General features: G+C 63.9%; 10 protein-coding genes and 2 tRNA genes. 3 read left to right on the forward strand and 9 right to left on the reverse strand.

Annotated features, from left to right (window positions below):
- Nucleotides 1–156: 156 nt before the first annotated feature.
- The 4 genes from FHS02_RS13900 to FHS02_RS13915 all read right to left on the reverse strand — a co-directional run bounded on the left by FHS02_RS13900 (nt 157) and on the right by FHS02_RS13915 (nt 2,639).
- Nucleotides 157–246, reverse strand: a tRNA-Ser gene (locus FHS02_RS13900).
- Between the two features lie 620 nt (nt 247–866).
- Nucleotides 867–956, reverse strand: a tRNA-Ser gene (locus tag FHS02_RS13905).
- An 87-nt stretch (nt 957–1,043) separates the two neighbouring features.
- Nucleotides 1,044–2,339 carry a serine--tRNA ligase gene (serS, locus tag FHS02_RS13910; protein WP_137316984.1) on the reverse strand — a complete coding sequence of 432 codons (1,296 nt, stop codon included), beginning with the start codon at nt 2,337–2,339 and terminating at the stop codon, nt 1,044–1,046.
- 99 nt (nt 2,340–2,438) lie between these two features.
- Nucleotides 2,439–2,639, reverse strand: a complete 201-nt coding sequence (locus FHS02_RS13915; protein WP_137316983.1) for a hypothetical protein — start codon at nt 2,637–2,639, stop codon at nt 2,439–2,441.
- 429 nt (nt 2,640–3,068) lie between these two features.
- On the opposite strand from FHS02_RS13915, the gene FHS02_RS13920 reads away from it, so the two are divergent.
- Nucleotides 3,069–4,178 (forward strand): response regulator, encoded by a 1,110-nt coding sequence (locus FHS02_RS13920; RefSeq protein ID WP_229430076.1) that lies wholly within the window; start codon nt 3,069–3,071, stop codon nt 4,176–4,178.
- Between the two features lie 41 nt (nt 4,179–4,219).
- On the opposite strand, the gene FHS02_RS13925 is transcribed toward FHS02_RS13920, so the two are convergent.
- On the reverse strand, nt 4,220–4,516 hold the full coding sequence (locus tag FHS02_RS13925) for a YciI-like protein (protein ID WP_137316981.1): 297 nt from the start codon (nt 4,514–4,516) through the stop codon (nt 4,220–4,222).
- Between the two features lie 201 nt (nt 4,517–4,717).
- On the opposite strand from FHS02_RS13925, the gene FHS02_RS13930 reads away from it, so the two are divergent.
- Nucleotides 4,718–5,755: a PEP-CTERM sorting domain-containing protein gene (locus FHS02_RS13930; RefSeq protein ID WP_175424946.1), complete on the forward strand. Its 1,038-nt coding sequence runs from the start codon at nt 4,718–4,720 to the stop codon at nt 5,753–5,755.
- Nucleotides 5,756–5,783: 28 nt separating this feature from the next.
- Here the strand turns inward: FHS02_RS13930 and FHS02_RS13935 are convergent, their stop codons facing one another.
- Entirely contained in the window at nt 5,784–6,596 is an 813-nt protein-coding gene (locus FHS02_RS13935; RefSeq protein ID WP_137316980.1) for an alpha/beta fold hydrolase, read from the reverse strand.
- Between the two features lie 224 nt (nt 6,597–6,820).
- Between FHS02_RS13935 and FHS02_RS13940 the strand changes: the two genes are divergently transcribed.
- Nucleotides 6,821–7,870: an HAF repeat-containing PEP-CTERM protein gene (locus FHS02_RS13940; protein WP_137316979.1), complete on the forward strand. Its 1,050-nt coding sequence runs from the start codon at nt 6,821–6,823 to the stop codon at nt 7,868–7,870.
- Nucleotides 7,871–7,876: 6 nt separating this feature from the next.
- On the opposite strand, the gene FHS02_RS13945 is transcribed toward FHS02_RS13940, so the two are convergent.
- The 3 genes from FHS02_RS13945 to FHS02_RS13955 are packed head-to-tail and all read right to left on the reverse strand — an operon-like array spanning nt 7,877 to nt 12,302.
- Nucleotides 7,877–9,184 carry a replication-associated recombination protein A gene (locus FHS02_RS13945; RefSeq protein ID WP_137317777.1) on the reverse strand — a complete coding sequence of 436 codons (1,308 nt, stop codon included), beginning with the start codon at nt 9,182–9,184 and terminating at the stop codon, nt 7,877–7,879.
- 26 nt (nt 9,185–9,210) lie between these two features.
- On the reverse strand, nt 9,211–9,849 hold the full coding sequence (gene lolA / locus FHS02_RS13950; protein WP_137316978.1) for an outer membrane lipoprotein chaperone LolA: 639 nt from the start codon (nt 9,847–9,849) through the stop codon (nt 9,211–9,213).
- Between the two features lie 44 nt (nt 9,850–9,893).
- Nucleotides 9,894–12,302 (reverse strand): DNA translocase FtsK, encoded by a 2,409-nt coding sequence (locus FHS02_RS13955; protein WP_137316977.1) that lies wholly within the window; start codon nt 12,300–12,302, stop codon nt 9,894–9,896.
- Nucleotides 12,303–12,509 lie beyond the last annotated feature (207 nt).

Consider the following 12,509-nt stretch of genomic DNA (forward strand, 5'->3'; position numbering starts at 1 on the left):
GCGCGCCCTCGGCGCGCGAAGCTGGCGCTGAAGCGCCAGCAGATGGGCGATTCGGAGAGCCCCCGCGCCTGCAGGCGCGTGGTCTTCGAATCCCACCCTCTCCGTCCGAATAAACAAAAACGGCCTTCCGCAGGGAAGGCCGTTTTCGTTTATTCATGGCGGAGAGGGTGGGATTCGAACCCACGGATGGGTTGCCCCATCGCTTGATTTCGAGTCAAGTACATTCGACCACTCTGCCACCTCTCCTGGTGGTACCTGCAGCACGCTGACTCGGCGCCCTGCATCCCCGTGCGGCACAGAAAAGATCCGTTGCAACACGAGAGGCATGATTCTATAGCAGCACCGAAGTTGCGTCAAATCAAAGGTGCAATTTGATTGAAGCAGTCGCGCGTATTTCAGCATCAGAGCGGCATGGGTCTTTCGGATATACCGCAGGGGTGGCCGATATAGACGACGCATGCGCCGCGCGCCCTCGGCGCCCCCCCTCTCCGTCCGAATAAATAAAAAAGGCCACCCGCAGGGGTGGCCGATATAGACGACGCATGCGCCGCGCGCCCTCGGCGCGCGAAGCTGGCGCTGAAGCGCCAGCAGATGGGCGATTCGGAGAGCCCCCGCGCCTGCAGGCGCGTGGTCTTCGAATCCATCCTCTCCGTCCGAATAAACAAAAAAAGCCACCCGCAGGGGTGGCCGATATAGACGACGCATGCGCCGCGCGCCCTCGGCGCGCGAAGCTGGCGCTGAAGCGCCAGCAGATGGGCGATTCGGAGAGCCCCCGCGCCTGCAGGCGCGTGGTCTTCGAATCCCACCCTCTCCGTCCGAATAAACAAAAACGGCCTTCCGCAGGGAAGGCCGTTTTTGTTTATTCATGGCGGAGAGGGTGGGATTCGAACCCACGGATGATTTGCACCATCGCTTGATTTCGAGTCAAGTACATTCGACCACTCTGCCACCTCTCCTTTTCCCACATCGCTGCGAGAAGGCAAGATTATAGCCAGCCCAAAAAGAAAATGGAAGGGCTATTTTCAAAAGCCGAACTCAGGTTTTCACTGCGAAGCTTTCAGGTGCGTAAGACCGCCCATGTAGCCGCGCAGGACCTCCGGGATTTCCACGCTGCCATCGGCCTGCTGGTAGTTTTCCAGCACGGCCACCAGCGTGCGGCCCACGGCCAGGCCGGAGCCGTTCAGCGTGTGCACCAGTTCCGGCTTGCCCTGCGCATTGCGGAAGCGGGCCTGCATGCGGCGGGCCTGGAACGCTTCGCAGTTCGACAGCGACGAGATTTCGCGGTAGGTGTTCTGCGCCGGCAGCCATACTTCCAGGTCGAAGGTCTTCGCGGCGCCAAAGCCCATGTCGCCGGTGCACAGCGACAGCACCCGGTACGGCAGGCCAAGCGCCTGCAGGATCGCTTCGGCGTGGCCCACCATTTCGTCCAGCGCCTGGTACGAAGCGTCCGGGTGGGCGATCTGCACCATCTCGACTTTATCGAACTGGTGCTGGCGGATCATGCCGCGCGTGTCGCGGCCGTAGCTGCCCGCTTCCGAGCGGAAGCATGGCGTATGCGCCGTCATCTTCAGCGGCAGCGCGTCGGCCGCGATGATTTCGTCGCGCACGGTATTCGTCAGCGTCACTTCCGACGTGGGGATCAGGTAGAAGGTCTCGCCCTCGCCTTCGACGCCGCCCTTCTTCACCGAAAACAGGTCGGCTTCGAATTTCGGCAGCTGGCCGGTGCCGAGCAGCGACTCGGCGTTGACCATGTAGGGCGTGTAGCACTCGGTGTAGCCGTGCTTGTCGGTGTGCGTGTCGAGCATGAACTGGGCGAGCGCGCGGTGCAGGCGCGCGATGCCTCCCTTCATGACGGAGAAGCGCGAGCCGGTCAGCTTGGTCGCGGTGTCGAAGTCCAGGCCCAGCGCGGCGCCGACGTCCACGTGGTCTTTCACCTCGAAGTCGAAGCTGCGCGGCGTGCCGATCTTGCGTACTTCCACGTTGCCCGATTCGTCGGTACCGACCGGCACCGATTCATGCGGCAGGTTCGGAACGGCTTGCAGAAAAGCCTGAAGCTTGTGCTGCAGGGCGGCGAGCGCGCCTTCGTTGTTCTTCAGCTCGTCGCCGATGCCGGCTACTTCCGCCATCACGGCGGAGGTGTCTTCTCCCTTGCCCTTCAACATGCCGATCTGCTTGGACAGCGCATTGCGCTTGCCCTGCAGTTCCTCGGTACGCGTCTGGATCGCCTTGCGCTCGGATTCCAGGGCGGTGAATCCGGCAACGTCCAGCTGGAACTTGCGGGTCGCCAGGCGGGCGGCCACGGTGTCGATGTCTTTACGGAGAAGTTGGATGTCAATCATGGCAAACGCGGCGAATGTCGAAACCGCAATTGTACCAAGACGACGCACCTTCCCAGGAGTTTTACGCCCTCGCGGCGTGGCCCTGCCGGGCCGGCCGCATTACATCAGCTCGGCTTTTTCGGCGGCGCTCAGGCGCTTGGCGGCAACCGTCACGACCGGCATCTGCACGTCCGGATGGATGAACAGCGGACGCTCGGCGGCCACGACCAGCGGCTGGGGTTCGCTGGTGGCGAAGACTGCGCCGATGCCGATGGCGGCGACGGTGAAGAAGATGGCTTCCATGTGTTTCATTGCGTTCATGATGGGCTCCGATGGTGGTTGGTTTTGGCTGGTGTCACAAGGCGTCCCGGGATGTTTGCACTGTACCTACAGGCGGTCTGCGTTGCCATCCGCGTGCGATGAAGCGCAAAAAACGCGGCATGAAATGCGCTGCGACAGGGCAAATCCTCGTTTGACGAGGATCACAGGTTAGGCCACGCCGACCGACGCCAGTTGAGCCGGCACAAGGAAACAGCCTGATGGAAATCAAGCCACAGTCAGCAAACTTCGCGGGGCACGGCATGCAGCCGGCACCGGCAATCGTGCGTGCAGGCAAGTGACTTGTCGTCACACTCAGGAATCACCTACCTGACCAGCCATAACGTGATGAATTCCGACTCCGCCCGCGCCCCCGCTTCCGTGCCTGACCAGCGAGGCGGAGATGCCAGCTTTCTCGATGGCGGCAGCGACATGGCAATACTGATCCGCTCGCTGGACTGGACCAACTCGCCATTGGGGCCGATCGAAGGCTGGCCGCAGAGCCTGCGCACGACGGTCAGCCTGTGCCTGGCATCGAGCTTCCCCATCAATATCATCTGGGGGCCACGCAATGTGCAGATCTACAACGACGGCTACCGCATCGTGTGCGGCGAGAAGCACCCCGCCTCGCTGGGGATGGATTACAAGGAATGCCGGGCATCGGCCTGGCCCGCCATCGGCGACCCGTTCGAACGGGCCCGCAACGGCGAAACGTCGTTCCTGGAAAACGTGCGCATGTTCCTGTTCCGGAACGGCTACCTGGAAGAGACCTTCTTTACTTTCTCGCTGAGCCCGATCCGCGACGAGACCGGCGGCATCGGCGGCCTGTTTCATCCGGTAACGGAAACCACGGCGACCATGGTGGGCGAACGCCGCACGCGCGCCGTGCGCGACCTGACCGCGCGCCTGGCGCAGGCCACCACCACCGACGAGGTCTTCCGGCTGACCGTCGACACGCTCGCCGCCTTCGAGTTCGACGTGCCGTTCATGCTGCTGTACGAACCCGATCCGGCGACCGTCGACCAGCCGGCCCCGCAGTATCGCCTGCATGGCCATCACGGCATCGATAGCGGCGCCACGTTTGCGCCGCCGGTGCTGTCGATCGACCAGCCGGGCGGCTGGCCCGTCGCGGAGCTGATGCACGCCATGACGGCGATCCAGGTGCCACGGCTGCGCGACCGGATCGGCATGCAGCGCTGCGGACCGTACGACGAGGCACCCGACGCGGCATTCGCCGTGCCGATCCGCCGGCATGGCACGGATGCTCCGGTGGCCATCATGATGGCAGGCGCCAGCAGCCGCACGCTGCGTCCCGACGTGTGCCTGCTCGACATCGGCTTGCCGGGCATGGACGGCAATGCACTGGCCCTCCGGTTGAGGCAGCAACCGGAAACCGCGCGCACGGTCCTGATCGCGGTGACGGGCTACGGCAAGGAACGGGAGCGGCTCGCGGCGCTCGACGCGGGCTTCGACCACCACCTGGTCAAGCCGGTGGATTTCCAGCGCCTGGCAGAGGTGCTGGAGACCATCCGCGCTGCTTAGGAGCTCGCCAGGCCCCCTTCCCGGCAACGGGTACCGCGTGCTCAGCGCACCGGCGTGCTGGCCAGTTCGCCAACGACGGTGTGCCATTTGCGCACCGTCCAGCGCCTGACCAGGCCATGCTTCACATACGGATCGGCCACGGCGAACGCTTCGGCAATGGCCGGCGCATCGATCGTAAAGACGAGCTGGGCAACGTCGATCGGCTCGCCGGCCGCGCCGGCCAGCAGCAGTTCGCCGCGTTCGACGGCGTCCCAGGCCAGTTTCAGGTGTTCGTCGCGGAACTCGCCGCGGCGCTGCAGGTAGTCGTCGGCCAGTTCATAAGTCAGCAGGTAATGCATGAGTACGTTCCTTGTGCGTGAGTACGTTTCTTGTCGTGGATGCCCCGGCCTGTACGGCAGGGACACAGGTCTGGAATGGTACAGCTAACGCATCACCCCGGCGCAGAATGCCTGTGACCGGAAGCGACTTTCCTGCGGCGATGGACTATGCTGGTTGGACCGGGTCGCCGGCCCGGCAACCGGGAGATGGAAATGCGAAACTTGGCCACTGCATGTGTACTATTGACGTTGTCCGCTTCCGCTTTGGCGGCAAGCACGCCGAAGTATGAATTCGTCATCCTGAGCAGCAATGACTGGTACGCCACTGCCATCGCCAGCAATGGCACTGTCCTGCTGTCGCAATCGAACTGGAACGACAGCCGCCCCATCGTGACGGACGGCGTGCAGCAAACGATGCTGGGCACGCTGGGCGGCCGCACCAGTTACGGGTATGACATCAACAGCAGCCATACGGTCGTTGGCGGTTCCCGGGATTCGAACGATCAGGTGCGGGCGTTCATATGGAAAGACAACGTCATGACGGCAATCGGCGGTGCCGGCAGCACGGCCATCGGTATCAATGATGCCGGCACCGTGATCGGGACCTACGTGGCAGGGTACCGGCTCGAGCGCGGCTTCGTCTATACGGAAGCCGGTGGCATGGTCGACATCGGTATGCCGGGCCTCCGGCCCAGCACGGTCAAGGCGATCCACGACGACGGGCGCATCCTGGGACAGGCAGAGGATGCCACCGGCACGTGGAACAACTTCGTATATGAAAACGGCGCCATGACCTTCCTCGGCGCCGGCATGACCCTGACCGGGTTCGCGCCCGATGGCGGTTATTACGGCTACCGTCCCAAGCCTAACCTTGGGACCAGCGATGCTATCGTGTTCCGCGACGGCGTGGTGGAAACGCCCTACCACCTCGGCAGTATCACGGCCATGAACGCCAGCGGACTGGCCTTGGGAACCGATTTTGACACCAACAATATCGGCCAGCTGGGCTTGCCCGACGGCAGCGCCTACAGCATCGAGCAGCTGGTCGACGATCCGGACAACCTGACGTGGAGCTCCTTATTGGACATCAACGATGCCGGCCAGATCAGCGGAACCGGCTGCATCCTGGGAGGCGGCTGCTACGCGATCCGCCTGGACCCGCTGGCTGCGGTGCCTGAACCGACGACCTGGGCCATGCTTGCTGCCGGCCTCGCATTCGTTGGCTGGACGGCCCGGCCACGACGCAGCTGGCTGGCCTGACCGCGCTGTCCGGGTGTCGCATGCAGCTTCAGGGCGCGGCGGCCGGGAGACCGGCATGCGCATCCGCGCGCAGCCAGCCGATCACCGTGTCGTTGAACAGCGCAGGCTGGCGCAGCATCGGCCAGTGATCGGTGTCCATCGCCACGACCTGGCAGCCCGCCTTGGACTTCAGCTCGGCGGCCCATGCGGACGAGTGGAAATTGAACGGCTTGCGCGTGCCGTAGATGAACAGCATCGGGCACGCTGGCCGGAACGGCTTCATGGCCTTGTACTTGCCGGTCCAGGTCGAGTAGTACGGGTAGTTCTTTTCCGGCGTTAGCGCCTCGGGCGCCACCGGCACGCGCGCCTTCTTCGCGAACGAGCGCGTCATCGATTCGCCGATGCCGCCGCCGATCTTCCACGCCGCCGCCAGCCACAGTTGGTACGCCACGATGCCCAGTTTGCCCTTCAGGCCGATCTCGTCGAGGTGCGCCTTCGAGCCGCCATCGCCGATGTCCACGCCGATCACGCGCGCCACGTGTTCCGGGTGACGCTGGGCGAACTGGTAGCCGAACACGCAGCCCCAGTCGTGCACGAGCAGCGTGACCGCCCTGCCGGGGCTGACTTCGCGCACGACCTGCTCGCACAGCGCGATCAGTTCATCCAGCGAATGCTCCTTGCGGGGTGCGCCGGTCTCGAAGCCGGGCCATGTGAAGCGCGCGCAGCGGAAGTATGGAGAGAGCGCCGCCACCTGCGGCTCCCACATGGCAGCGGTGTCGGGCCAGCCGTGCAGCATCAGGATGGTGTCGGGGCCGGTGCCGTCGATGCTTACCGGGACGCCGTCGATATGGATCACGCTCATGTGGTCACTATCCCTATAAGAATTGCAGGAAATATAGCATGTACCGACATGGCCATGATCGGCGGGTCGGGAAGCTCCCTCATGAGCTGATCGGCCAGCAAAAATGACGCGATGGGCATCCGGTCGATTGCCATTCGATAGTTAATATCAAAATTGCATCTTCCCCAGGGACTGCTTATGATCGGTGCGAGCCGGATGGTCCGGCGCCTTAAACTGGAGAAAAAATGCGCATTTCCCTGTTTGCTATTTCCCTGTCGCTGCTCAGCAGCGCCGCCGTGGCCGCCGAGCCACCCAGGTTCCGTGTCGATATCCTGCCCTTCAATGACGGCGCGCTGGGCATCAACGACAACGGCCAGATCCTTCAGATGCACGCCGGAAATGGCAGAACCGTCGCCGCGATCCTCGACGGCAACAAGCAGACTTTGCTGGGAACGCTGGGTGGCGCATTAAGCAGACCGAACGGCATCAACAATCTCGGCCAGGTCGTCGGCGATTCGGAGACCGGCGTCGGGAACACATCGCATGCCTTCCTTTACAGCGACGGCAAGATGACCGACCTGGGCACGCTCGGCGGCAATTACAGCTCGGCTTACGGCATCACCGACAACGGCACGGTGCTCGGCTCCTCGCGGCTGGCGAATGGCGATGAACACGGCTTCATCTACACCACCGGCAGCGGCATGGTCGACATCGGCACGCTCGGCGGCAGGAACAGCAGCATATCGGACATCGACGACGCCGGCCGCATCCTCGGCAAGTCGCAGTATGGCAGCGGCACCTGGTACAACTTCATCTATGAAAACGGTGCGATGACCAAGCTGGAGACACCGAACAACCTGCTGGTCTCCGGATTCCAGCCCGACGGCGCTTATGTCGGCGCTTATGCGACCGATGAATTCGGCGGCGCCGCCAGCTACTTCCTCAAGGATGGCGTGGTCAGCTATCCATACGATATCGGCTACATTGCCGGCATCGATCCGAGCGGTTACGCGGTGGGCTACAACACCCATAACAGTCTGTACGCCGTGGTGGCGATGCTCAATGGCGAAACGTATCGGCTGGACGATCTCGTGACTGAAGCGGGATGGAGTACATTCGCTTCCGTCGACGGCATGAACTCGCTCGGGCAGATCGTCGGCCAGGGCTGCCGGGAGGACACCTGCCATTCGGTGCTCCTCACCCCGGTACCGGAACCGGCAACGTATGCCATGCTCGGCGCCGGGCTGGCGATGATCGGCTGGGCACGCCGCCGCCAGCAGCGCGCCACGGCCTGATCAGGCTTACTCTCGCCCCGCCTGCCGGTCCAGCTCGCGCAGCCACGCCAGCTTTTCCGCGATCTTCGACTCCACCCCGCGCGGTACCGGCTTGTACCAGCGCGGCTCGGGAATCCCGTCCGGCAGGTAGGTCTCGCCGGCCGCATAGGCGTTCGGCTCGTCGTGGGCATAGCGGTACTCGTGCCCGTAGCCCAGTTCCTTCATCAGCTTCGTCGGTGCGTTGCGCAGGTGGACCGGCACTTCGCGCGACTTGTCCTTTTTCACGAACGCCATGGCGGCGTTGAAGGCGTTGTAGCCGGCATTGCTCTTGGCGGCGATGGCGAGGTAAACCACGGCCTGGCCCAGCGCCAGCTCGCCCTCGGGAGAGCCCAGCCGCTCATACGTTTCGGCGGCATCGTTGACGATCGTCAGCGCGCGGGGATCGGCCAGGCCGATGTCTTCCCACGCCATGCGGACGATGCGGCGCGCCAGGTAGCGCGGGTCGGCGCCGCCGTCGATCATGCGGCAGAACCAGTACAGCGCCGCGTCGGGGTGCGAGCCGCGCACGGACTTGTGCAGCGCCGAGATCTGGTCGTAGAAATTGTCGCCGCCCTTGTCGAAACGGCGCGCGTTCAGGGTCATCGCGTTCTCGACGAACTTCGCGTCGATGTGCGTGATGCGTGCCGAGCGCGCGGCGGTGTCGGCCTGCTCGAGCAGGTTCAGGAAACGGCGCGCATCGCCGTCGGCGAAGCCGACCAGCGTGTCGATGGCCACGTCGTCGAACGACAGGCCCGGCAAGGCCGACGAGCGGGCCTTCTCCAGCAGTTGCCGCATCTCCGCATCCGTCAGCGATTTCAGCACGTACACCTGGGCGCGCGACAGCAATGCCGAGTTGACTTCGAAGCTGGGGTTTTCCGTCGTCGCGCCGATGAACGTCACCAGGCCCGATTCGACGAACGGCAGCAGCGCATCCTGCTGTGCCTTGTTGAAACGGTGGATCTCGTCGACGAACAGGATCGTGTGGCGGCCGAACTGGTCCAGGTTCTGCTGCGCCTGTTCCATCGCCGCGCGAATGTCTTTTACGCCCGCGAACACGGCGGAGAGCGCGATGAACGCCGAATCGAAGGCGTTGGCGGTCAGCCGCGCCAGCGTGGTCTTGCCTACGCCGGGCGGGCCCCACAGGATCATCGAGTGCGGCTTGCCGGCCTGGAACGCCAGGCGCAGCGGCTTGCCCTCGCCCAGCAGGTGACCCTGGCCGATCACCTCGTCCAGCGTTTTCGGGCGCAGCGCCTCGGCCAGCGGCTGGCGGGGCTCGGTGGAAAAGAGATCGGCCACGGGTTGCCTGCTCAATTAATGTTCAATTACTGTTTGACGACGTCGGCGCCCTTCGGCACGTCGAACCGGAACGCGGTGCTGCCCAGCGACGGGTTCTTCTCGAACTTGCGGAACGCCAGCGTGGACACCTGGCCGAAATTATCCGTCAGCTCCATCGCTTCCGGCTGGCCGTTCTTCAGGCCGATCGAGATCAGTTCGAAACTGCTGTCCTTGGCTTTCGGCACGGCCTTCAGCCATTCCAGGCCGTTGCGCGCACCACCCTCGGTCAGCGTGAAATTCTTCTCCAGGTCGTTGGAACCGAACAGGATCGCCGCCGGCGACGAGCCCAGCGCATCGCCCAGCTGCTTCACGGTGACCTGGTTCAGGTCCTTGTCGTAGATGAACAGCTGCTCGCCATCGGCCTGCAGCACCTGCTCGTACGGCTTCTGGTAAGTCCAGATGAATTTGCCGGGGCGGGCGAACACGAAGGTGCCGGTGGACGGCGCCGATGTCTTCTTCGCGCCGTCGACGTTCTTCGTCATCGTCTGCGTGAATTCGCCCCGGGCCGACTTGGTCGAGCCCACGAACGACTTGAACTGGTCCAGCGCGGCGGCATGCGCGGCACCGGCGAACGACACCGCGAACGCCGCGGCCAGGATAAACCGATTGATATGCTGTTTTGCCATTTCCGTCCTTGGTTCTGTTCTTATTTCCGCTCTTGCTTCCGTCGTTATTCGGCGGAAGCCGCCGGCACGAGGATATCCCGGTTGCCGTTCGACTGCATGGCCGATACCACGCCGCTCTGCTCCATCTGTTCCAGCAGGCGCGCCGCGCGGTTGTAGCCGATGCGCAGGTGGCGCTGCACCAGCGAGATCGACGCGCGGCGGTTCTTCAGCACCACCTGCACGGCCTGGTCGTACATCGGGTCGGCTTCGCCGCCGCCCTCGCCCGCCACGGCGCCTTCGCCACCGCCCTCGCCTTCCAGCGTGCCGCCTTCGAGGATGCCTTCCACGTAGTTCGGTTCGCCCTGTTCCTTCAGGTGCGCCACCACGCGGTGCACTTCCTCGTCCGAGACAAAGGCGCCGTGCACGCGCACCGGCAGGCCGGTACCGGGCGGCATGTACAGCATGTCGCCCATGCCCAGCAGTGTCTCGGCGCCCATCTGGTCGAGAATCGTGCGCGAGTCGATCTTCGACGACACCTGGAACGCGATCCGGGTCGGAATGTTCGCCTTGATCAGGCCCGTGATCACGTCCACAGATGGGCGCTGGGTGGCCAGGATCAAGTGCAGGCCGGCGGCACGCGCCTTTTGCGCGATACGGGCGATCAGCTCTTCCACCTTCTTGCCGACCACCATCATCAGGTCGGCAAGCTCGTCGATGATGATGACGATCGTCGGCAGCTTTTCCAGCGGCTCCGGCGCATCCGGCGTCAGCGAGAACGGATTCGGGATGTGCTGTTCCTTCTTGGCTGCGTCGGCGATCTTGGCGTTGTAGCCGGCCAGGTTACGCACGCCGAGCTTCGACATCAGCTTGTAGCGGCGTTCCATCTCGTTGACGGCCCAGTTCAGCGCGTGGCCGGCCTGGCGCATGTCCGTGACCACCGGCGCCAGCAGGTGCGGAATGCCTTCGTAGACGGACATCTCCAGCATCTTCGGGTCGATCAGGATCATGCGCACGTCATGCGGGTCGGACTTGTACAGCAGCGACAGGATGGTCGCGTTGATGCCCACCGATTTACCCGAGCCGGTGGTACCGGCGACCAGCAGGTGCGGCATCTTCGCCAGGTCGGCCACCACCGGCTTGCCGGCGATGTCCTTGCCCAGCGCGACCGTCAGGGCCGACGCGCTGTCGTTGTAGACCTTCGAGCCGAGGATCTCGGTCAGGCGCACGATCTGGCGCTTCATGTTCGGCAGCTCGAGCGCCATGTAGTTCTTGCCGGGGATCGTTTCGACCACGCGGATCGACGTCAGCGACAGCGAGCGCGCCAGGTCGCGCGCCAGGTTGACGATCTGGCTGCCCTTCACGCCGGTGGCGGGCTCGATTTCGTAGCGGGTGACGACCGGGCCCGGATAGGCGGCGACGACCTTCGCCTCGACACCGAAGTCCGACAGTTTCTTCTCGATCAGCCGGCTGGTGAATTCCAGCGTTTCGATCGACACCGTTTCCTGCACGGGCGGCGGCTCGTCCAGCAGCGCCAGCGGCGGCAGGTCGGTGTTCTCGATGTTCTGGAACAGCACCGGCCTTTCCTTCGGCAGCTCGGTTTCCGGGAACAGCGTCTGCTGCTTCTCCTTCGGCGCCCGCTCGGGCTTTTCCACCGGCTCGGCCTTCGGCACCACGACCATCTGCGGCTCCACCTTCAGCGGCAGGATTTCCGGATGCTTCTCGACGTGCTTCTCGCGTTCCTTGACGACGACTTCCTCGCGCTTCACGGTGGCGGCCGCACCCTGCCGGCGATCCTGCCGGTCTTCATAGCGCAGCATGGCCCATTCGATCGCCGTCTCGATGCCCGCGCCGATGCGCTCGGCCACGGTCAGCCACGACACATGGAAGAACAGCGAGATGCCCATGCCCAGCAGCAGCAGCAGGATCAGCGTGGCGCCCGTGAAGCCCAGCCCCACGTGTGCGGCATGGCCGATCAGCTGGCCCAGCACGCCGCCGGGGGCGCGCGGCAGGTCGACCGGCAGCGAATACATGCGCAGGTATTCCAGGCCCATGCTGCCGGTCAGCAGCAGCACGAAGCCGATCAGCCGGATGATGCCTTCATGGCTGTGCTCTTCGTCTTCTTCCTTCTCCAGTACGAACTTGTTCGTCAGCCGGCGGTAGCCGAGCCACGTATAGCGGACCAGGTAGAAACAGAACCACCAGGCCGAGAAACCGAAGATGTACAGCATCAGGTCGGACAGCCAGGCGCCGCCGCGGCCGCCCAGGTTCTTCACGTCGGGTACCAGGCTGGCATGCGACCAGCCCGGGTCGCCCTCGTGGTAGCTGGCCAGGATCAGTACGAAATACAGGCAGGCGAACGCCAGCGCCAGCCAGCGGGCCTCCGAGAGCAGGCGCACCAGCCGGCTCGGCAACGGTTGTCTCTCGGTTGCCGTGCGACGGTAGGAAGTGCTCGTCTGTTGCGTGGTTTTGCTCATTGCTGCTTTGGTGAATGCGGTGCGGTGGGTGGGCGCAGACGGTCAAGTCACGAGTTGCGCCAGGGGAATTGTTTCTATTGCGCTTATTTTAAGGCATCCCGGCCGCTTCCGGCCTCCCGATTCAAGAAAGCAGGGGTTCGCATATAATCTTGCTTTTGATGACCGAACGACTTGACGGAACCACTTGTGCGTTTCGGCAAGGCCTCC

The organism is Pseudoduganella umbonata (assembly GCF_014192225.1).
In the GTDB taxonomy this organism is placed as follows: domain Bacteria; phylum Pseudomonadota; class Gammaproteobacteria; order Burkholderiales; family Burkholderiaceae_D; genus Rugamonas; species Rugamonas umbonata.

Bases quoted from the DNA above. Each gene is read 5' to 3' on its own strand.
- serS (WP_137316984.1), bottom strand. From the start codon at position 2,339: ATGATTGACATCCAACTTCTCCGTAAAGACATCGACACCGTGGCCGCC.
- FHS02_RS13915 (WP_137316983.1), bottom strand. From the start codon at position 2,639: ATGAACGCAATGAAACACATGGAAGCCATCTTCTTCACCGTCGCCGCC.
- FHS02_RS13920 (WP_229430076.1), top strand. From the start codon at position 3,069: ATGGCAATACTGATCCGCTCGCTGGACTGGACCAACTCGCCATTGGGG.
- FHS02_RS13925 (WP_137316981.1), bottom strand. From the start codon at position 4,516: ATGCATTACCTGCTGACTTATGAACTGGCCGACGACTACCTGCAGCGC.
- FHS02_RS13935 (WP_137316980.1), bottom strand. From the start codon at position 6,596: ATGAGCGTGATCCATATCGACGGCGTCCCGGTAAGCATCGACGGCACC.
- FHS02_RS13940 (WP_137316979.1), top strand. From the start codon at position 6,821: ATGCGCATTTCCCTGTTTGCTATTTCCCTGTCGCTGCTCAGCAGCGCC.
- lolA (WP_137316978.1), bottom strand. From the start codon at position 9,849: ATGGCAAAACAGCATATCAATCGGTTTATCCTGGCCGCGGCGTTCGCG.
- FHS02_RS13955 (WP_137316977.1), bottom strand. From the start codon at position 12,302: ATGAGCAAAACCACGCAACAGACGAGCACTTCCTACCGTCGCACGGCA.